Here is a 20,161-nt window from a genome sequence, read left to right as displayed (position 1 = left end):
ATGTAAATTTCGCTTAAGTAAAAAAATGCTACTGAGAGCATTTCTCAGTAGCATTTATCAAATAATAGAGTGATTATTTAGATTGATCAAGTAATCTTATCATTTCATCTTCATCAATAACGGTTATCTCTAACTCGTTAGCTTTCACTAACTTAGAGCCCGCGGCTTCGCCCGCTATCACCATATCTGTCTTCTTAGAAACACTTCCACTCACTTTTGCTCCTAAAGCAATTAATCTGTCTTTTGCTTCATCACGTGTTAATTGTGATAATGAACCCGTTAACACCACCGTTTTACCTGCAAAAGGATTATCGCCCGCTTCATGAGTCACAATCACGGGTGCTTGCCATGTAATACCTGCATCATTAATTAGCTGGTCAATAACTGTTTTATTGTGTTCTTCTTGGAAAAAATTCACAACATGCTTAGCCACAATATCACCCACATCAGGGACTGATTTTAGCGCTTCAACATCTGCATTTCGTAATGCATCAAGCGTAGGAAAATGGGCTGTTAATCCACTTGCCGTAGCTTCACCTACTTCTCTAATTCCAAGTGCATAAATAAAACGCGCAAAAGTCGTTGATTTGGCTTTATCTAATGCTGTAATTAATTTTTTGGCTGATTTCTCACCCATTCGCTCTAAACCAGACAGGATTTTTTCATCTAAACGAAAAAGATCAGCAGGTGTTTTGACATACTCTTTTTCAACCAATTGGTCGATAATTTTATCGCCCATACCATCAACGTCCATCGCGCGACGAGAAACAAAATGCTTAAGAGCTTCTTTACGCTGTGCACCGCAAATCAACCCCCCAGTACAACGTGCAACGGCTTCGCCTTCAATACGCTCTATATCAGATTGGCAAATTGGGCATTGCGTTGGAAAAACAATCTTTTGTGCATCGGTAGGACGTTTCTCTTCAATCACACTAACAACCTGAGGAATAACGTCACCTGCACGACGAATAATCACAGTATCGCCAATGCGTATTCCTAAACGTTCAATTTCATCGGCATTGTGTAATGTGGCATTACTCACAACAACACCAGCAACTTGTACCGGCTCTAAACGCGCAACGGGAGTAATTGCGCCAGTACGACCAACCTGGAATTCAACATCTTTAATGATAGTCATTTGCTCTTGTGCTTGAAATTTATAAGCAATTGCCCAACGTGGTGCTCTTGAAACAAAACCCAACTCTTCTTGCAGAGCAATATCATCCACTTTAATCACAACGCCATCGATATCAAAACCTAAATTAGGGCGGATCTCTTCTATATGATGATAAAACTCAAGAACAGCTTTACTACCAGTACACAGCTTTACCACATCACTAACAGGTAATCCCCACTCTTTAAATCGTTGTAAACGCGCATAATGGCTTGTCGGTAATTCGCCACCTTCAAGCACACCTACGCCATAGCAGAAAAAGGTTAATGGCCGTTTCGCTGTGATACGCGGATCAAGTTGTCGTAAAGATCCCGCGGCCGCATTACGAGGGTTAGCAAATACTTTCCCTCCTGTACGACGTGCTTCTTCGTTTAAATATTCGAAGCCTTTTTCGTTCATAAAGACTTCACCTCGGATCTCAATACGAGCAGGGATATTTTCGCCATATAAACGCAGTGGAATAGCTTTAATCGTTCTTACATTTTCAGTGATATTTTCCCCTGTTGTACCATCCCCACGCGTTGCCGCTTGTACTAACACACCATTTTCATAAAGTAAGCTAACAGCAAGACCATCAAGTTTTAATTCACAGCAAAAAGTTATTTCTTCGCTATTTTTTAATCGATCACGCAAGCGTTTATCAAATGCTTGATAGCTTGTTTCATCAAAAGCGTTATCCAAAGATAGCATCGGAATTTCATGTCTCACTTGCTCAAAGGCAGTGAGTGGTAATGCCCCAACACGTTGTGTAGGGGAATCAGAGGTAATTAATTCAGGGTATTCAGTTTCTAATGCCTTTAGCTCATTCATTAAGCGATCGTATTCAGCATCAGGTATTTCAGGTGCATCCATGACATGATAAAGATATTCATGGTGACGTAAAGTAACGCGAAGTTTATCAATTTTTTGTTGAATGTTTTTATTCATGATTTATCACCAAAGAAGAAAAACCCCCGCAAGCGGGGGCTTTTTTACAGATAGAAACTATTGATTTAAATCTAGTGTCCTGCGAATTTTAGATTTATAAAGCTCGATTTTTTGTGGCGTTAAGAGTTTGCGTTCATCATCAAGCACAACCCCTCCCACATCAGATGCTATACGTTGAGCCGTCAGTAACATCAATTTAAAGTTTTGATTAGCATCACCATAAGACGGCACCATCATAAACATAGAGACACCTGGCGTGGTTAATTCAGCCATCGTATCAATGTCAAAGGTTCCCGGCTTCACCATATTCGCTAAGCTAAACAAAACAGGGCCATTAGCTGTTGGATTAAGGTGACGATGGAAAATATTCATTTCTCCAAACTGGAATCCAGCTTGCATAATACTTTGCATCAATACTTCGCCATCCAACATTTGACCATGGTGTGCACTCACGTTTAAGACAATAACCAGCTCTTTCTCTGCGATTTCTGCCGATGGCTCAGATCCCGCTTTTGGCTCTTCAGCCGGAGCATAATCCGAAGCCTCAGTCTCAACAGGAGTTACATGGGCCGTTGTCTCTGAAATCGAAGGCTCTGAACTCACCGATGGACTTACTGTATTACCGGGTGATTTTATCTCACTCGCAACATTAGCCACAGATGCTTGTATTGGCTCATCCCTGACAACAGGTGCAGACTCTTTTTCAATAACATCAAATACACCAAGACTTGGCTCTTGTTGTAATGATGTCTCGTTAGAATGCCCTTTTGCTTGGTTTTCAGACATTAATGGATCTCTATCAGCCACCGAAAATTCAGGTTCATGTAGAGACTCCGATTTTATCGGTGGCTCACTCTCCCGTTTTTCAGTAGAGGACAAAGTTGATGTCTGATGACTAACCTCAGCATATTGTGGTTCGTCATCGTTCTCATCTGACTGATAATTCTGTTTCTGACGTTTTACTGGGCGATTACGGAAAAGCTTAGAACGCTCTTTTCGACCAATCCATAAGCCGTGTAATAACAAAGCTATGATTAAAATCGCACCAACAACGATTAATATCAGACGCAAATTTTGCTGCATCATTTCTATCTCTGTTGTCTTGAGGTTTAATAGCCACGTTGGCAAATATTACTTTTTACTAAGAGTATTTGCCAACGCTCATAAGTGCAAGCCAATACTTAATTTTCTTGTCACAAAGATACACACTTCAATCTCTTATGCACATTTTTTAGACAATTCATGACTAGTAAGGCTGATTATCTCCCTATATGATACTAGCTTGCCCTCATTGGAGAGAATAGGAAGTATGACAAATTTGACAGAAACGAATAAAAATTTAAATGGATTTCATTATTTTGCTCTTGGTTGGCGTTTAATTACACGCAAAGGGCTAAAACGTTTTGTTATCTTACCCCTACTTGCCAATATTATTATTCTCGGAAGTGCCTTTTGGTGGTTATATGGTCAAATAGGTGGCATGGTCAATTGGATGATGGAAAAAGTCCCTGATTGGTTACAATGGCTAAGTTATTTAATTTGGCCATTATCCGTTATTTTTATTTTATTGGTGTTCACTTATTTCTTTAGCACCTTAGCCAATATTATTGCCTCCCCTTTTAATGGCTTATTGGCTGAAAAACTGGAAGGTCAAATAACCGGTATTACACCGCCAGACACTGGTATTACAGGTATTTTGAAAGATGTTCCACGTATTTTAAAACGTGAGTTAATTAAAATAGCTTATTATTTACCTCGCGCTATTGTCTTGTTATTACTCTATTTTATCCCAGTTGTCGGACAAACCGTTGCCCCTATTTTATGGTTTGCTTTTGGTGCCTGGATGATGGCAATTCAATATAATGACTTCCCGTTTGATAACCATAAAATTTCATTCGCAACGATGAAATCTTCACTCAAACAGGACAAATGGAATAATCTTCAATTTGGTATGATTATTAATATTTTCACCATGATCCCTATTCTAAATTTAGTTATCATGCCTGTCGCTATTTGTGGTGCAACAGCAATGTGGTGCGACCGTTATCGCAAACAACATACACAAGAAGGACAGTGGTAAGCTTTATTTAGCTACTTATCGATAATGTTGAAAAACCCCGTTTATTTAAAGCGGGGTTTTATTTTATAGATTATGTTTAAAAACACTCATTGGCATATTTAACCATTGTGCATATTACTCAATGAGTGAGCGGATATAATCTTTTGTTTCTTCCCTATCCATAGGCTCGCGCTCATTAATGCCCATTTCAAAAATATTTAAAGCGCTATCTAATTTTTCAATGAGCTCGTCGTCATTTCGAATACAGAAAATATACGCATTTTCAAATGGAGTAAGATCCACTAGCCGTAATTCTTGTTCTACTAAAAAGTGATTAATATATTCCAGATAAGGTAATTCATAAGGTAGCATATAAGGATCAGCACTCGCCTCATCCCAATTGATTTTTTCAACTTCAGATAAAATCAGTGCGCCGGGGGATTCAGAAAAAGAGATTTGTTCTAACGACTTCAAATCAGGGATATCACCAAAATATTCTGTCCATTCAATATAATCCATTAACCCTTGTGCAGAGAGTGACTCGTATAACCAATTGAGTACATCTTCTTGAGCATCAGACTCTGGTAAACTTTCACGCAATGCTTGTGTGTCTAATTCAGGTACAGCGAGTTCAAGTGCAGTAATCAACTCTTCTATCGTTTCCATTATGACCCCTGTATTTACAATGAACTTAGTTAAAAATAGATTATCAACCATTAATATACTGTACATCTCTTGATTTATTAATTTGTGAATCTACTCACTCGCCCTTGATTAGAACCATTTGGAATAAAAAGAAGAAAAAGTTATAAGGATATTCATAAAGCTTATTTCCATCTTTGTCTTGATGGCGTATGGTAATTTCATCTGACCTTATAAAAAATCATGTACCGAGGATAAAAATGAGCAAGATTTTCGAAGACAACTCGCAAACTATTGGACACACTCCCTTAATTCGCTTAAAGCATTTCGGAAATGGTAACATTCTAGCTAAAGTGGAATCTCGTAACCCAAGCTTTAGTGTGAAATGCCGCATCGGTGCCAACATGATTTGGGATGCAGAAAAAAAAGGCATCCTAACAGAAGGTGTTGAGCTTGTAGAGCCAACAAGTGGCAATACAGGGATTGCACTTGCTTATGTTGCAGCTGCACGCGGATACAAATTAACCTTAACCATGCCTGACACCATGAGTGTTGAACGTCGAAAACTACTCAAAGCACTAGGTGCCAACTTAGTACTCACTGATGGCGCAAAAGGCATGAAAGGAGCTATCGATAAAGCCAATGAAATTCGTGATAGCGATCCTAGTCGTTATCTTTTGCTACAGCAATTTAGTAATCCAGCTAACCCTGAAATTCATGAGAAAACCACAGGCCCTGAAATTTGGAGCGACACTGATGGTGAAGTCGGTGCGGTGATTGCAGGTGTCGGTACTGGTGGTACGATTACGGGAATTGGCCGTTACTTGAAAAAAACTAAAGGCAAAGCGGTGACAATGGTTGCTGTTGAACCAACTGGTTCTCCTGTTATTACACAAGCCTTAGCGGGTGAAGAAATTAAACCAGGCCCTCATAAAATCCAAGGTATTGGTGCCGGTTTTATCCCTGAAAACCTAGATTTATCGTTACTGGATCGCGTGATTCAGATCACAAACGAAGAAGCTTTTGACACTGCGCGAGAATTAATGACCAAAGAAGGTATTTTAGCGGGTATTTCTTCTGGAGCAGCAATTGCGGCAGCCGTAAAATTGTCAAAAGAACCCGAATTTGCCAACAAAGAAATCGTGGTAATTTTGCCTTCTTCAGGTGAGCGATATTTAAGTACCCCACTTTTTGCTGATATTTCTGATAGCTAAATCGCATCATCTCAATTGTAAAATATTTATTAAAAAAGCACCTTAAAGGTGCTTTTTTTGTGGTAGAGATCAAACTTTGTCATCCAGATAGGTGATTTATTCCTTCGAGTTTAGTATTTAATCAATTAATTATTTCGAAGGTCGAAATTAATCAGAAAATAATCGAGATGATAAAATTACACTCTTTTATTTTCCTGAACACTATTTTTATCAGATGACACATCATGACTTAATATTATCTGATATTGCTACGCAAAGCAGGACAAATTCATCTACACTTACTAAGTCCTGACTTAATGTGAACAATTGAGTTATAAAAGGAAAAAAATCCTATGTACCAGCAAGAAGTTACTATTACAGCACCAAACGGCTTACATACTCGTCCTGCGGCACAATTTGTAAAAGAAGCCAAAACGTTCTCTTCTGATATCACTCTTATCTCTAGTGGTAAATCTGCTAGTGCTAAGAGTCTTTTTAAATTACAAACTTTAGGTTTGACCCAAGGTACTGTAGTGACTATCTCTGCTGAAGGCGAAGATGAAAAGCAAGCCGTTGAAGCACTGGTAAAATTAATGGCGGAATTAGAATAATTCGCAATTAAGTATTAGCACAGTATTTATTCCCCTGAAACCATTCAGGGGAGTTAACTTCCAATGATGATTTTAAAACAACAGTATTTTGCAATCCTATTCTTTTAAGATTATCACCAGCAAGTCGTAGGATAAATTATGATTTCAGGAATTTTAGCATCACCCGGTATCGCATTTGGTCAAACCCTTCTCCTAAAAGAAGAACCCATCATCATTAGCCAACGTAAGATCCAAAGTGATGAAATTGAGAATCAAATCGAACGCTTTAAAGATGGTCGCAACAAATCTGCACAACAACTAGAAATCATTAAAGAGCGTGCTGAAAAAAATCTTGGTGCGGATAAAGCCGAGATTTTTGAAGGCCATATCATGTTGCTAGAAGATGAAGAGTTAGAGCAAGAAATTATCACTCTCATCAAGAGTGACAAAAAAACGGCTGAAGCCGCAGTTCAATCTGTTATTGAAGATCAAGCAACTGCCTTAGAAGCTTTAGACGATGAATACTTAAAAGAACGTGCTGCCGACGTTCGTGATATTGGTAAACGCTTAATGCGTAATATTTTAGAAATGCCAATTATCGATTTGAGTGCTATCTCAGAAAAAGTGATTTTAGTGGCGACAGACCTAACCCCTTCAGAAACCGCACAACTCAGCTTAGACAATGTATTAGGTTTTATCACTGACTTAGGGGGTAGAACATCACACACCTCTATCATGGCGCGTTCATTAGAAATCCCTGCCATCGTGGGCACATCTAATGCTACACAAACCATTAAAAAAGACGATTATCTTGTTCTTGATGCAATTAATAACAAAATCATCATTAATCCATCCGACGAAGAACTCGAAGCATTAAAAATTATCAAAGAAGAGTATCTACACGAAAAAGAAGAATTAGCCAAACTCAAAGATTTACCCGCCATTACACTTGATGGGCACCAAGTCGAAGTTTGCGCTAATATTGGTACAGTCCGTGATGTTGCCGGTGCCGAGCGTAACGGTGCTGAAGGCGTTGGTCTGTATCGTACTGAGTTTTTATTTATGGATAGAGACTCTTTACCAACAGAAGATGAGCAATTCCAAGCCTATAAAGCGGTAGCAGAAGCAGTAGGTAGCCCAGCGGTTATTATTCGTACTATGGATATTGGTGGCGATAAAGACTTACCTTACATGAACCTACCCAAAGAAGAGAACCCATTCTTAGGTTGGCGTGCAATTCGTATTTGTCTTGACCGTAAAGAGATCCTTCATTCGCAATTACGTGCTATCTTAAGAGCATCTGCTTTTGGTAAACTACGCATTATGTTTCCAATGATTATCTCTGTTGAAGAGATCCGAGCATTGAAAGCAGAACTTGAAATATTGAAAAGCCAACTTCGTGAAGAAAACAAAGCTTTTGATGAGTCCATCGAAGTCGGTGTCATGGTAGAAACACCCGCGGCTGCCGTTATGGCTCGCCATATGGCAAAAGAAGTTGACTTTTTCAGTATTGGGACTAACGATCTAACACAATATACTCTGGCTGTAGACCGTGGAAATGAGCTGATATCTCATCTATATAATCCGATGTCACCTGCCGTACTTAACCTGATAAAACAGGTGATTGATGCATCACATGCTGAAGGTAAATGGACTGGAATGTGTGGTGAACTTGCTGGGGATGAGCGAGCAACGTTGCTACTTCTAGGCATGGGATTAGATGAGTTTAGTATGAGTGCTATATCAATTCCTCGCATCAAAAAAGTGATCCGCAATGCGAATTACGATGATGCAAGAGCACTAGCAGAGCAAGCACTTGCTCAGCCTACTGCAAAGGAATTAATGGACTTAGTAGAAACTTTTACTAAAGAAAAAACACTGTGCTAATCACATTAGCCAGAGCCCGGTCCCAACTAAAATAATTAGGAGAAGATTCATGGGTCTGTTTGATAAATTAAAATCACTGGTTTCAGAGGAAAAGAAAGGCAGTGGCACGATTGATATTGTTGCACCACTTTCAGGTGAAATTGTCAATATCGAAGATGTTCCTGATGTTGTTTTCGCTGAAAAAATCGTAGGTGACGGTATTGCTATCAAACCTGCTGGTAATAAAATTGTTGCACCAGTCGATGGTACTATCGGTAAAATTTTCGAGACTAACCATGCTTTCTCTATTGAGTCTGACAACGGTATCGAGTTATTTGTCCACTTCGGTATTGACACTGTTGAACTGAAAGGCGAAGGATTTAAACGTATCGCTGAAGAAGGGCAGCAAGTAAAAGTAGGTGATACTATTTTAGAATTTGACCTGGCTGTATTAGAAGAAAAAGCAAAATCAGTTCTAACGCCTGTTGTTATTTCTAATATGGATGAAATTCAAGGTTTAACCAAAATGACAGGCCCAGTTACTGTTGGTGAAACCGTTATTATTCAGATTAAAAAATAATCTTCTGTTATGTTCTCTATTAAAACCGCCACCCTATGTGGCGGTTTTTTTATTTATTCAAAAACCTAAAAACAAAAAATACTCTAACGCATTCGACGATGTTATTACTCTAAATAATTCAAGGTATAGCTAAGCAACAAGTAAATGAGTCGCTAGGAGCATACATCAGTATGTGACTAGTGCGAATGAAAGCAGTCAACAACGCTACAACTTGAATTATGACGAGTAAACACCCGTCGACAAATAACGATCTCCCCTATCACACACAATCGCTACAATCACGGCGCCTGGATTTTCTTTTGCAACGCGCAGAGCGCCAGCAACAGCGCCTCCAGAACTTACACCACAGAAGATACCCTCTTGACTTGCTAAAAGGCGCATCGTTGATTCTGCTTCGATTTGTGACATATCTATCACCCTATCCACCAGCTCTTTTTTAAAAATTCCCGGCAAATAAGCAGGTGACCAACGACGAATACCTGGAATTTGACTTTTCTCTTCAGGCTGAAGGCCAATAACTTGCACGCTATCAGATTGTGTTTTTAAGTAACTTCCCACACCCGTGATCGTACCTGTTGTTCCCATACTCGAAACAAAATGCGTAATACGACCCTGTGTTTGTTGCCAAATCTCAGGACCAGTAGAAATAAAATGAGCTCTTGGATTATCTGGGTTATTAAATTGGTCTAATACCTTCCCTTCACCCTGTTGTTCCATCTGTTGTGCGAGATCTCGCGCACCTTCCATACCGATTTCACGGCTCACTAAAATAAGCTCTGCACCATAAGCTTGCATAGAAGCTTGACGCTCTTTACTCATATTCTCCGGCATTAACAGTTTTAAACGGTAGCCTTTTACCGCCGCAATCATCGCTAAAGCAATACCTGTATTACCACTGGTTGCTTCAATCAGCGTATCACCCGGTTTTATTTCACCACGTAATTCCGCTTGTTCAATCATCGATAATGCTGCTCTGTCTTTTACTGAACCTGCAGGGTTATTACCTTCAAGCTTAACCCATATTTCAGCGTCTACCTCTTGTGTAAGTCGTTGTAATTTGACTAATGGTGTATTACCAATAAATTGTTCTAACCCTGCCACAATAAGTCCCTGCTCATTTGTTTGTCTGTATTAATGAAGAAATCACATTTAACTTATTAACGCAATAATATTAATGTAATTCGATAAGTCTTTTCACGTTCATAGAAACCAAAACACCCATGCCAGAAATAAGCATGGGTGAAAAAGAGTGAGATAAAGCGATCTCTTAATAGTAGAACTAGGCGGTATAGGCTAACGATACCGTATTTAAGGGAGTATCCCCCTTATATAAACGAGCTTGGGCACCTCCCATATAATAGGTATTTCCTTTTGTTGGCACCGAAGAAATTTCATTCCAGACCGCGGTAATAGGTGTTTCGCTCCATCCTAATGGCTGTAAAATTAACTGCCAATAATGCCCTTTTGGTGATACCTCAATAACCTTAACCGGCAATCGACAAACACTATTAGCATGTACACTTAATGCAATTTCCCAAGGACGTAAAAATACATCAACAGAACCTTGATAAAGCGGTGTCACAGATAATGGCAGGTGATATCCCCCAATCTGTAATTGAGCACCATTAATTTCACCTTTTAGATGATTCACATCACCTAAAAATTCTAAAACAAAGCGACTTTTAGGTGATTGCCATACTTCTTGTGGTGTCCCTACTTGCTCTATTTTACCATTTCCCATAATCACGATACGATCAGCGACTTCCATTGCTTCTTGTTGATCATGAGTGACAAAGACACTGGTAAATTTAAGCTCTTCATGAAGCTCCCGTAACCAACGACGTAATTCAGTTCTTACTTTGGCATCTAAAGCACCAAAAGGCTCATCTAGTAGTAAGATTTGAGGTTCAACAGCTAAAGCTCTTGCTAAAGCAACACGCTGTTTTTGCCCGCCTGATAATTGTGCTGGATAACGTTGTGCTAAATGAGGCAACTGGATCATCTCTAGCAACTGTTGCACTTTTTTATGGATAACTTCTTTATTAGGTCGCTCTCGTCGAGGTAATACAGTTAAACCAAAGGCGATATTCTCAAATACCGTCATATGACGAAACAGTGCATAGTGCTGAAAAACAAAACCAACTTTACGATCTCGCGCATGTAATCGGCTAACATCTTCCTCTTCGAAACGAATACTTCCTTGGGTTTGATGTTCAAGCCCTGCAATAATGCGTAATAGTGTTGTTTTACCTGATCCTGAAGGTCCTAACAGTGCTACCATTTCACCTGAGGCTACATCAAGGTTGACATCATGCAACACTTCAGTGCGATCAAAATATTTTGTGACACTATTAATTTCAATACTCATATTTTGCCTCTACTTTGTGAAAATATGATGTCATTGCTGACGAGCTAAATGCCATTGCAATGCACTTTTAAACATTAAGGTGAATATCGCCATCATGGCGAGTAATGCAGCCGCAGTAAATGCCCCAACGGTATTGTAATCTTGATGCAGTAATTCAACTTGTAACGGTAATGAATAGGTTTCGCCACGAATAGCACCAGAAACCACAGAAACTGCACCAAATTCACCGATGGCCCTAGCGTTGGTTAATACCACGCCATATAACAATGCCCAGCGAATATTTGGTAACGTCACTCGCCAAAACATTTTCCAACCGCTCGCTCCCAATAACACGGCGGCTTCATCTTCTTGACTGCCTTGGCTCATCATCACTGGTACCAGTTCTCTCACCACAAAAGGACAAGTGACAAATACCGTAACTAATACCATTCCTGGCCATGAGAACATAAGTTGGATATCAAACTGAGATAACCATTGTCCTGCCCATCCATTGCTACCGTAAAAAAGCAGATAAAGTAATCCAGCAACCACTGGAGACACTGCAAATGGAATATCAATCAATGTCATTAATAGCTGGCGCCCCGGGAAACGAAAACGCGTGACGAGCCATGCCATGCTGACACCAAATAACATATTGACAGGTACGGTAATTAACGCGATGAGTACGGTTAACCAGACAGCGTGTAACATATCGCTGTCCAATAAGTTCTCCGTAAATATTTCAATACCTTTTGAAAACGCGGTCATAAAGATCCACGCAATAGGCACAACTAAAAATAAAATGGATAACACACCGCCTGTAAGGATTAGTCCCCACTTCACCCAATCAATTTTACGACGATCAACAGAGCGTTGTTGCATAATATCTGACATCAATGCCCCCTCAACCGTTGGCCAAATCGGCTTTGCAATCCATTAATTGAAAACAGTAAGACTAATGAAACAAGTAAAATCACAGAAGCAACGGCACTTGCCGCAGGATAATCAAATTCTTGTAATCGAATAAAAATCATCAAGGAGACGACTTCTGTTTGCCATGCAATATTGCCAGCAATAAAAATCACAGCACCAAACTCTCCCAAACTGCGCGTAAAAGAGAGTGCAGTTCCTGCGATTAGTGCTGGTGATAACTCGGGTAATACAACCTTACGAAAAGTTTGCCAACGACTTGCCCCTAGCGTTTCAGCAGCTTCTTCATACTCAGGGCCTAATTCTTCAAGCACTGGCTGAACGGTTCTTACAACAAAAGGTAAACTGGTAAAAGCCATCGCAACAGCTATCCCAATCCATGTATTAATAACTTTGATATCAAATTTATCCAATACAAAACCGTACCAGCCTTGTGTTGAAAAAAGCGTCGCAAGCGTGAGGCCAGCAACAGCCGTAGGCAAAGCAAAAGGTAAATCCATTAAACCATCAAGCAGTTGTCTACCTGGAAAACGGTAACGAGTAATGATCCACGCAAGCAACATACCGAATACTGCATTAAAAATACTGGCAACGCCTGCTGCGAGTAATGTGACTTTATAGGCAGCCACAATTTGGGGATGCGTTATTACCGCCCAATACTGAGACCAACTCATATCAGAAAGTTGTACAACCAGCGCACTCATTGGTAACAGTAAGATCAAGCAGGTGTAAAACAGTGTTCCACCTAAACTTAATCCAAATCCTGGTAATACCCGTTTGCTGGCTGTAATAAACATTATTGACGTCCTTGCGCTAACAACTTATCAAGCATGCCATCTGTCGTGAAATGTGTTTTCATCACGTTATTCCAGTCACCAAATACCTCTTCAATCGTAAATAATGATGTTGCTGGGAACTGTGCGGATTTTTGCGCCATGACCGCTTTATCATTTACGCGATAATTAAATTGCGTGATGATCTCTTGTGCTTTAGGACTGTATAAATAATTGAGGTAAGTTTTTGCCAATGTTTCTGTGTCATTACGTTGCACATTTTTATCAATCCAAGCGACTGGAAACTCAGCTAGAATATCTACGGGTGGCACAATAACTTGATATTCATCTTCACCATATTGCTGGCGAATATTATTCACTTCAGATTCAAAACTGATCAGAACATCCCCCAGTCCGCGTTCGATAAAAGAAGTTGTTGCACCACGTCCTCCAGTATCAAATACCTCAACATTTTTGAGGAATTTCTTCATCGCTTCTTGTGTCTTCTCATCATTGCCATAAGCTTTTTCAAAAGCTCCCCATGCAGCTAAATAGGTATATCGACCATTACCTGATGTTTTAGGATTAGGGAAAACCACTTTGACATCTTCACGCGTTAAATCTTCCCATGAAGTAATGTTCTTTGGATTTCCTTTGCGTACTAAATACGCCATAGTGGAATAATAAGGCGAGCTATTATTAGGAAGGCGTTGTTGCCAATCAGCAGGAATTAATTTGCCTTTATCATGCAGAATTTGCACATCTGTAACTTGGTTATAGGTCACTACATCTGCGGGTAAACCTTGTAATATCGCAAGTGCCTGCTTAGATGAGCCTGCATGTGATTGTTTGATGGTGACTTTATCATCAGGATGTTGAGCATCCCATTGCGTTTTAAAATCGCTATTTAGCTGTGTGAATAACTCTCTTGCGATATCGTAAGAGCTATTAAGTAATTGAGCAGCCCCAGCATAACTACTAACAACCAAAGACAATGCTGCGGTTGCTTGTAATGCAAAGGTTCTAATTGTGTTTTTCTTCATCAAAAGTACCCATCATTGTAAGTTTTATTCTAATGGTTACTCTATCGACTTTATTTATAACAGTGTAGTTAGCTTTTGTTATTTGATATAACTATAAGCTATTAAAAATGAATAGAACTCAAGCTAATTAATTAAATTTGCATCAATTGCCATTAACGTGAAAAAAATTCAGACAAAAATGCCTGCTTTAAAAGCAGGCATTTTATCCATAAAAACTTATTGAGCACTAAATAATGATTACAGTGCTTTTAATACTTCATAAGAAGGTGCGAAATAATAACTTCCTGTTACAGGTTTACTCATGCGCAATAGATCGTCATGTTTGCCATCTAATTCCCCAAACATACTCAATAGTTGCTGCTCGATGTTATATAAACGACCACAGTAAGCTAGGAAATATAAACCATGTTTACCGCTTGCTGTACCATAAGGTAGGCTGTGACGTAAAATGGCTAATTCTTCACCATCTTCTTCAATCACAACACGAGAAACATGAGATGTTACATTACGCTCAGATTCTTCAAGCTCAACGCTGTCTTTTTTAGTACGACCGATCATTTTTTCTTGATCTGATTCACTAAAACGAGCCCATTTTTTCAGGTTATGCTCATAACGCTGAACTAAAACATAACTACCACCAGCATCAACACCGTCATTGATTAGTGCAACCCCATAACGTTCATCATCTTGTGGATTTTCTGTTCCATCAATAAATCCACTTAAATCACGTTCTTCTATCCAGCGGAAACCATGAATTTCTTCTTCAACTTTAATCGCATCACCAAAAGCGGCGATTGCAGCTTGTGCTAATGAGAAATTCACATCATGACGCATTGATTGAATATGAATAAGAAGATCACGTTGTGTTGCAGGTGCTAAACCTTTACCTAAAGGGCGAAAAGGTTTTAGTTCTGGTGCACTATTTTCATCTGACAGTCTTTTCCAAAGATCTGAGCCAAATGCGATAACTGCACCTAGTGATGCATCAGGAAATTGCTTTTGTAAATCAGATAATGATTGCATGAATTTTTGACATCCTTCACGCAGAGCGTCTAATTCACCCACGACCATTGCTTCAATAAAAAGACCAAATTTACTATGTGCGACTAAAATGCCACTTTGTGCATGAGACATATTGCTTCCCTAATCAATAATCAAAACGCTCGGAATAAAGCTAATTATATCGAATGTTTTTTCCCGAAGATTTGCCTTTTAACAAATATCAGACAGTCTGATTATAAAATCTTCCTTATATTATAGGGAATAGCGTGAAGGTGATTTGTTTTGCCAAATAATTTGCGTCAATGTCCAATTAGATAAAACTTCATCAGGTGGCATTAACCCATCTGGACCATCCCACTGTCCGCTAAAAACATAACTCACTGATTTAGCTTGTTCTGATTGGCATAAAATGGTTCTTTGTTTTTCATCTTTAGGGCCTTTGCTACATACACCAAACGCTTTTTTATAGATATCTTTAAAGGGTGTCCCCATTGTAGTACCCCAATCTGTTGTGGCTTTTGCATCAAAAACGTCTATTTTTTCAACAGTCCCTTTTTCTTTACCGTAGAAAGCTACTTGGATTTTATTATCTTCTAGACCTTGAACAACAACGATAATATCACTACCTTGCATTTCCATTCCTTCACGATAATGAAAACGGCTCCCTAGCTCATTCTTAATATCATTTTCAGTTATTTTTGTTGAACTTGTAATATGACCCAATCCATTAGCAGAAACGGTTAGCGTATCATTTGAAAACCAGTTCATCGGATTTAGCGCTGAAAAAGACATTCCTCCCATGGATGAACAGCCACTTAATAGCAGAACGCTTGTGCTTAAACACAAGGGCAACCAAAACTTAGGCATCATTTGTTTCTCCGTTAAACTTTTTCATCACTTATTAAACAGATAATAATGTTATTAGACACACCTTATCTTACTCTTTACTTCACCTCAATCATCAGGCAAAACCACCCACAATAAATTGGCATAACAAAGCATTACTTAATTTAACGCCAAATACCCCATGAAAAAGAAAGCCTAGTTACGACCCTCTATATCTTCATTTGTTCCACAGTAAAAGTAATATCAGATTTTATGGATAAAATAAGAGAATGACGTGCATGAATAGGAATAGAGAAAAAAAAACACAAAAATAAGAATAACCCTCAAACATCGAGGGCTTATTACAGAGTTAGAGATCGAAATCCTGATCGACAATTAACCGTTTAGTATAAGTTGTGCTTTCTTGGTTTTGATCTTCATACAACAATTTTTCGAACATACAAATCGTTGCATCATTTTCTTCAGGTACAACTAATGTAATTTGTGGGCATCCTTTCGCGATCAGTTTTTTCTCTAATCGAGAGATCAATGCATTCGCAATGCCCCTGCCACGAAAGTCTGGATGAACGCCTAAATAGTATAAAGATCCACGATGACCATCGTAGCCCCCCATCACACTGCCCACAAGTTCACCGGCCACTTCTGCAATCAGAAATAAGTCAGGTGAATGGTTTATTTTTCTTTCAATATCAATTTCGGGATCATTCTCTGGCGAGATTAAGTCGCAACGCTCCCAAAGTGTAATGATTGCCTCAAAATCATCTTGGCGAAATACACGTATTTCCATGGTTTTGCCTATTATTGTTCACATAAATCTGAATTTATTATCGCTTGTTTGGTTTATGAATCAACTTGAAAATGAGAACATAGATAATACGGAACTTTATTTCTAATAAATATGATAAAAATTATAGGTTATTATGAATTTACCTGATATTCATCACGTTAAGAAATTTTTCTTATCGCTACAAGATTCGATTTGTCGCGCTATTGAAAACATAGACCAAAAAGCGACCTTTCAGCAAGATAATTGGGAAAGAAAAGAAGGAGGCGGAGGCCGTACTCGCGTGTTAACCCATGGCGCACTTTTTGAACAAGCGGGTGTTAATTTTTCACATGTTTATGGTGAATCACTCCCTAAATCTGCGACAGCACATCGCCCCGAATTAGCAGGACGTCGTTTTCAAGCCATGGGTGTTTCATTAGTTATTCATCCACTTAATCCTTATATTCCAACCTCTCATGCTAATGTACGCTTTTTTATTGCTGAAAAAGAAGGCGAAGAGCCCATTTGGTGGTTTGGCGGAGGCTTTGATTTAACACCTTATTATGGATTTGAAGAAGACGTCATTCATTGGCATAAAGTTGCTAAATCCGTTTGTACCCCTTTTAGTAAAGATTATTACCCACGTTATAAAAAATGGTGTGATGATTACTTTTATATTAAACACCGCAACGAACCCCGTGGTGTGGGCGGACTTTTCTTTGATGATTTAAATACGCCAGATTTTGACCATTGTTTCGAGTTTGTCCAACGTGTCGGCCTTGGTTATCTTGATGCTTATTTACCGATAGTTGAAAAACGCAAATCTATGCCTTGGGGAGAGCGTGAGCGCCAATTCCAACTCTATCGCCGTGGTCGCTATGTTGAGTTTAATTTGGTGTGGGATAGAGGGACATTATTTGGGCTACAAAGTGGAGGAAGAACAGAGTCAATCTTAATGTCTATGCCACCTTTAGTCCGTTTTGAATATGATTATTCGCCCGAGCCAGATACTCCAGAAGCAAAACTATACAGTAACTTTTTGATCCAAAAAGAGTGGGTATAAAGGCAATAAATCATTAAATATAGAGCCACTTTAGCAAGTGGCTTTACTGAAATAAAACGAGAAATGTAAAATTATTTTCTAAAATTAATTAAACAAAAAAGCCAGTAATCCTGTGACTTTGTTTTTATTTTCCCAGCCTTCCCCTCTCATACAGGTATTAAAATAATCCCTACGTTGCCATTGATTAGCATCAGAAGGAAAAGAAGTTCCTGCTCCTGAACTTGGAATATCTTTACCATTTATTCTCATTGGAGCAAAAGAAGGATGACGTGAAGCCACATATCTAGCGGGAAATCGCACTTTAGCTTCTTGCATACACATATTTTTAGCAATCTCGAAAGGAGAGGGGGTGATGGTGTTTGCTTCCCACTTTTCTGGGGTAGCACAAGATGAAAGAACAAAAACAGACACAGTAATAATATATTTTTTCAAGATAGCGGGCTCATTAAAACAAATAAGAATCACTCTTATTTTAAGCATTTATTGAAATCGTAAAATTAATTATTTATGAAATACGAGACGCCATAACCCTTAGTCACTTTAAAATTTATCACTCCATGAACCATGGTTAGTTTTATCATAAATAAGAATTTATGACGCAGGAAAAATAGCAATTCAATAACTAAAACTCCTTGAAAACTAGCTACTAATTCTATTAAAGAGAAGTTTTATTGGTGTAATTGAGGATTTTATTCAATATGTAATAAATAATATAGCGACAATGACGAGTGATGAACAAACCCATCATGGATCAACTCATCATAGAAAAGATGTTAGTTAATTAATAATCTTTAGATATAAAAAAACTGAGCTCATTATAAATTGAACTCAGTTCTTATTTTGATGCTAAATTAACTTACTTTGATTTCTTCAAATGTGACATTAAGCGCTTACGTTTACGCATTTGAGAAACAGTTAATTTATTTTTCTTATCCGCATAAGGGTTTTCACCCTCTTTAAATTGAATACGAATTGGCGTACCCATGACTTGTAAAGTACGGCGGAAATAGTTCATCAAATAACGCTTATAGCTATCAGGTAAATCAGTTACCTGATTACCATGAATAACCACAACAGGTGGATTATAACCACCGGCGTGTGCGTATTTCATTTTTACACGACGTCCACGAACAATTGGTGGCTGGTGATCATCTTCTGCCATTTTCATGATACGAGTAAGCATTGATGTGCCTACGCGACGCGTCGCACAAACGTAAGCTTCTTGAATAGATTCAAAAAGATTACCTACACCACTGCCATGTAGTGCAGAAATAAAGTGAACTCGCGCAAAATCAACAAAGCCCAGCTTAAGATCAAGCATGGCTTTTACTTGTTCACGATCGTCTTGTGTCATGCCATCCCATTTATTAACAGCAATCACTAATGAACGACCTGCATTCAAGATATAACCTAATAATGAGAGATCCTGATCTGAAATACCTTCACGCGCATCAATAACCAACAATGCAACGTTAGAATCTTCAATGGCTTGCAATGTTTTAATAACAGAGAATTTTTCTACTGTTTCTTTCACTTTACCGCGCTTACGAACACCTGCTGTATCGATGATGATATATTCTTTATCATCACGCTCCATAGGAATGTAGATACTGTCACGTGTTGTACCTGGCATATCGTAAACGACAACACGATCTTCACCAAGCATACGGTTTGTCAGTGTTGATTTACCCACATTAGGACGACCAACAATCGCTAATTTTACTGGTAATGTAGAGGGATCGAAGTCATCTTCTTCCTCTTCTAACGCTTGCGCTTCTTGTTCTGCTTCTAATGCAGCCCAATAAGCGGCATTTTCTTCTTCTTCCGTCAGCTCTTTTTCTTCTTCAACCACTTTCCCTGTAATAGGTAATAATGCTTGTTCAATTAATTGAGCAACACCACGACCATGAGAGGCCGCAATTGGGAAAATTTCACCCAAACCTAAGGAATAAAAATCTGCTAACGCAGTATCAATATCAATACCATCAGTTTTATTCGCGACTAAATATGTTTTTTTCTCAACACCTCGCAGGTGTTTAGCGATACCTTGGTCCGCAGGCATTAAACCGGCACGCGCATCAACTAAAAATAATACAATGTCAGCTTCTTGAATTGCTTGTAATGATTGTGATGCCATATGGGTTTCAACACCCTCTTCAGCACCATCAATACCACCAGTATCAATAATAATAAATTCTTCACCTTCTAACTCTGCACGGCCATATTTACGGTCACGAGTCAGGCCTGGAAAATCAGCAACTAATGCGTCTCTGGTGCGTGTTAGTCGATTAAATAACGTGGATTTACCCACGTTAGGGCGCCCTACTAAGGCAATAACGGGTATCATTTTTTGATGCCTC

Annotated in this window: 19 protein-coding genes; 6 read left to right on the top strand and 13 right to left on the bottom strand. The window is 38.9% G+C overall.

The features are described 5' to 3' along the window. Positions 1 to 73 precede the first annotated feature (73 nt). Both ligA and zipA read right to left on the bottom strand, forming a co-directional pair. The gene (ligA, locus tag GWJ05_RS11470; RefSeq protein WP_036935463.1) at positions 74 to 2,101 is read right to left on the bottom strand and encodes an NAD-dependent DNA ligase LigA; all 2,028 of its coding nucleotides are present in this window, start codon (positions 2,099 to 2,101) and stop codon (positions 74 to 76) included. A 57-nt stretch (positions 2,102 to 2,158) separates the two neighbouring features. Further along, positions 2,159 to 3,187 (bottom strand): cell division protein ZipA, encoded by a 1,029-nt coding sequence (zipA, locus tag GWJ05_RS11465; protein ID WP_103004891.1) that lies wholly within the window; start codon positions 3,185 to 3,187, stop codon positions 2,159 to 2,161. 223 nt (positions 3,188 to 3,410) lie between these two features. On the opposite strand from zipA, the gene cysZ reads away from it, so the two are divergent. Then, positions 3,411 to 4,181 carry a sulfate transporter CysZ gene (gene cysZ / locus GWJ05_RS11460; protein ID WP_036935459.1) on the top strand — a complete coding sequence of 257 codons (771 nt, stop codon included), beginning with the start codon at positions 3,411 to 3,413 and terminating at the stop codon, positions 4,179 to 4,181. Between the two features lie 114 nt (positions 4,182 to 4,295). On the opposite strand, the gene GWJ05_RS11455 is transcribed toward cysZ, so the two are convergent. Continuing rightward, positions 4,296 to 4,826, bottom strand: a complete 531-nt coding sequence (locus tag GWJ05_RS11455) for a hypothetical protein (RefSeq protein ID WP_161681416.1) — start codon at positions 4,824 to 4,826, stop codon at positions 4,296 to 4,298. Positions 4,827 to 5,062: 236 nt separating this feature from the next. Between GWJ05_RS11455 and cysK the strand changes: the two genes are divergently transcribed. From cysK to crr, 4 genes are all read left to right on the top strand, one after another. Next, positions 5,063 to 6,016, top strand: coding sequence for a cysteine synthase A (cysK, locus tag GWJ05_RS11450; protein WP_036935455.1), 954 nt, complete (start codon positions 5,063 to 5,065; stop codon positions 6,014 to 6,016). A gap of 332 nt (positions 6,017 to 6,348) precedes the next feature. Then, on the top strand, positions 6,349 to 6,606 hold the full coding sequence (gene ptsH / locus GWJ05_RS11445; RefSeq protein ID WP_006533407.1) for a phosphocarrier protein Hpr: 258 nt from the start codon (positions 6,349 to 6,351) through the stop codon (positions 6,604 to 6,606). A gap of 138 nt (positions 6,607 to 6,744) precedes the next feature. Next, positions 6,745 to 8,472 carry a phosphoenolpyruvate-protein phosphotransferase PtsI gene (gene ptsI / locus GWJ05_RS11440; protein WP_036935453.1) on the top strand — a complete coding sequence of 576 codons (1,728 nt, stop codon included), beginning with the start codon at positions 6,745 to 6,747 and terminating at the stop codon, positions 8,470 to 8,472. A gap of 49 nt (positions 8,473 to 8,521) precedes the next feature. Continuing rightward, the gene (gene crr, locus GWJ05_RS11435) at positions 8,522 to 9,031 is read left to right on the top strand and encodes a PTS glucose transporter subunit IIA (protein WP_036935451.1); all 510 of its coding nucleotides are present in this window, start codon (positions 8,522 to 8,524) and stop codon (positions 9,029 to 9,031) included. Positions 9,032 to 9,247: 216 nt separating this feature from the next. On the opposite strand, the gene cysM is transcribed toward crr, so the two are convergent. The 8 genes from cysM to GWJ05_RS11395 form a co-directional block, all read right to left on the bottom strand. After that, positions 9,248 to 10,132, bottom strand: coding sequence for a cysteine synthase CysM (gene cysM, locus GWJ05_RS11430; protein ID WP_036935449.1), 885 nt, complete (start codon positions 10,130 to 10,132; stop codon positions 9,248 to 9,250). A gap of 178 nt (positions 10,133 to 10,310) precedes the next feature. Continuing rightward, on the bottom strand, positions 10,311 to 11,399 hold the full coding sequence (gene cysA / locus GWJ05_RS11425) for a sulfate/thiosulfate ABC transporter ATP-binding protein CysA (RefSeq protein ID WP_036935447.1): 1,089 nt from the start codon (positions 11,397 to 11,399) through the stop codon (positions 10,311 to 10,313). Between the two features lie 30 nt (positions 11,400 to 11,429). After that, positions 11,430 to 12,272, bottom strand: coding sequence for a sulfate/thiosulfate ABC transporter permease CysW (gene cysW, locus GWJ05_RS11420; protein WP_036935445.1), 843 nt, complete (start codon positions 12,270 to 12,272; stop codon positions 11,430 to 11,432). Then, the gene (cysT, locus tag GWJ05_RS11415) at positions 12,272 to 13,105 is read right to left on the bottom strand and encodes a sulfate/thiosulfate ABC transporter permease CysT (protein WP_036935443.1); all 834 of its coding nucleotides are present in this window, start codon (positions 13,103 to 13,105) and stop codon (positions 12,272 to 12,274) included. Before cysT ends, cysW begins: the two co-directional genes overlap by 1 nt. Further along, the gene (cysP, locus tag GWJ05_RS11410; RefSeq protein ID WP_161681415.1) at positions 13,105 to 14,124 is read right to left on the bottom strand and encodes a thiosulfate ABC transporter substrate-binding protein CysP; all 1,020 of its coding nucleotides are present in this window, start codon (positions 14,122 to 14,124) and stop codon (positions 13,105 to 13,107) included. The genes cysT and cysP overlap by 1 nt, the downstream gene beginning before the upstream one ends. A gap of 237 nt (positions 14,125 to 14,361) precedes the next feature. After that, a complete protein-coding gene (locus GWJ05_RS11405) occupies positions 14,362 to 15,258 on the bottom strand; it encodes a Dyp-type peroxidase (RefSeq protein ID WP_036935439.1) in 897 nt (298 codons plus the stop codon). Between the two features lie 120 nt (positions 15,259 to 15,378). Beyond that, a complete protein-coding gene (locus tag GWJ05_RS11400; RefSeq protein WP_224215363.1) occupies positions 15,379 to 15,996 on the bottom strand; it encodes an RpoE-regulated lipoprotein in 618 nt (205 codons plus the stop codon). Between the two features lie 325 nt (positions 15,997 to 16,321). Next, complete coding sequence (locus GWJ05_RS11395) at positions 16,322 to 16,759, bottom strand: GNAT family acetyltransferase (RefSeq protein ID WP_036935437.1); 438 nt, start codon at positions 16,757 to 16,759, stop codon at positions 16,322 to 16,324. A gap of 133 nt (positions 16,760 to 16,892) precedes the next feature. Here GWJ05_RS11395 and hemF point away from each other — a divergent pair, with 133 nt between their 5' ends. After that, a complete protein-coding gene (hemF, locus tag GWJ05_RS11390) occupies positions 16,893 to 17,801 on the top strand; it encodes an oxygen-dependent coproporphyrinogen oxidase (protein ID WP_036935435.1) in 909 nt (302 codons plus the stop codon). Positions 17,802 to 17,885: 84 nt separating this feature from the next. Here hemF and GWJ05_RS11385 read toward each other — a convergent pair whose 3' ends face one another. Beyond that, positions 17,886 to 18,281, bottom strand: coding sequence for a hypothetical protein (locus GWJ05_RS11385; RefSeq protein WP_224215364.1), 396 nt, complete (start codon positions 18,279 to 18,281; stop codon positions 17,886 to 17,888). Positions 18,282 to 18,657: 376 nt separating this feature from the next. After that, positions 18,658 to 20,148, bottom strand: coding sequence for a ribosome biogenesis GTPase Der (gene der, locus GWJ05_RS11380; protein ID WP_087803286.1), 1,491 nt, complete (start codon positions 20,146 to 20,148; stop codon positions 18,658 to 18,660). Positions 20,149 to 20,161: the final 13 nt, after the last annotated feature.

This window comes from Proteus sp. G2626 (assembly GCF_009915985.1).
Taxonomy (GTDB): domain Bacteria; phylum Pseudomonadota; class Gammaproteobacteria; order Enterobacterales; family Enterobacteriaceae; genus Proteus; species Proteus vulgaris.
This window is presented reverse-complemented; position numbering and strand designations above follow the sequence as displayed.

Excerpts from the sequence above, each read along its gene's own strand:
- der (WP_087803286.1), bottom strand. The coding sequence starts at position 20,148 with ATGATACCCGTTATTGCCTTAGTAGGGCGCCCTAACGTGGGTAAATCC.
- GWJ05_RS11455 (WP_161681416.1), bottom strand. The coding sequence starts at position 4,826 with ATGGAAACGATAGAAGAGTTGATTACTGCACTTGAACTCGCTGTACCT.
- cysW (WP_036935445.1), bottom strand. The coding sequence starts at position 12,272 with ATGTCAGATATTATGCAACAACGCTCTGTTGATCGTCGTAAAATTGAT.
- ptsI (WP_036935453.1), top strand. The coding sequence starts at position 6,745 with ATGATTTCAGGAATTTTAGCATCACCCGGTATCGCATTTGGTCAAACC.
- cysK (WP_036935455.1), top strand. The coding sequence starts at position 5,063 with ATGAGCAAGATTTTCGAAGACAACTCGCAAACTATTGGACACACTCCC.
- hemF (WP_036935435.1), top strand. The coding sequence starts at position 16,893 with ATGAATTTACCTGATATTCATCACGTTAAGAAATTTTTCTTATCGCTA.
- crr (WP_036935451.1), top strand. The coding sequence starts at position 8,522 with ATGGGTCTGTTTGATAAATTAAAATCACTGGTTTCAGAGGAAAAGAAA.
- ligA (WP_036935463.1), bottom strand. The coding sequence starts at position 2,101 with ATGAATAAAAACATTCAACAAAAAATTGATAAACTTCGCGTTACTTTA.
- cysP (WP_161681415.1), bottom strand. The coding sequence starts at position 14,124 with ATGAAGAAAAACACAATTAGAACCTTTGCATTACAAGCAACCGCAGCA.
- GWJ05_RS11395 (WP_036935437.1), bottom strand. The coding sequence starts at position 16,759 with ATGGAAATACGTGTATTTCGCCAAGATGATTTTGAGGCAATCATTACA.
- cysA (WP_036935447.1), bottom strand. The coding sequence starts at position 11,399 with ATGAGTATTGAAATTAATAGTGTCACAAAATATTTTGATCGCACTGAA.
- GWJ05_RS11405 (WP_036935439.1), bottom strand. The coding sequence starts at position 15,258 with ATGTCTCATGCACAAAGTGGCATTTTAGTCGCACATAGTAAATTTGGT.
- ptsH (WP_006533407.1), top strand. The coding sequence starts at position 6,349 with ATGTACCAGCAAGAAGTTACTATTACAGCACCAAACGGCTTACATACT.
- cysT (WP_036935443.1), bottom strand. The coding sequence starts at position 13,105 with ATGTTTATTACAGCCAGCAAACGGGTATTACCAGGATTTGGATTAAGT.
- cysZ (WP_036935459.1), top strand. The coding sequence starts at position 3,411 with ATGACAAATTTGACAGAAACGAATAAAAATTTAAATGGATTTCATTAT.
- zipA (WP_103004891.1), bottom strand. The coding sequence starts at position 3,187 with ATGATGCAGCAAAATTTGCGTCTGATATTAATCGTTGTTGGTGCGATT.
- GWJ05_RS11400 (WP_224215363.1), bottom strand. The coding sequence starts at position 15,996 with ATGATGCCTAAGTTTTGGTTGCCCTTGTGTTTAAGCACAAGCGTTCTG.
- GWJ05_RS11385 (WP_224215364.1), bottom strand. The coding sequence starts at position 18,281 with ATGCTTAAAATAAGAGTGATTCTTATTTGTTTTAATGAGCCCGCTATC.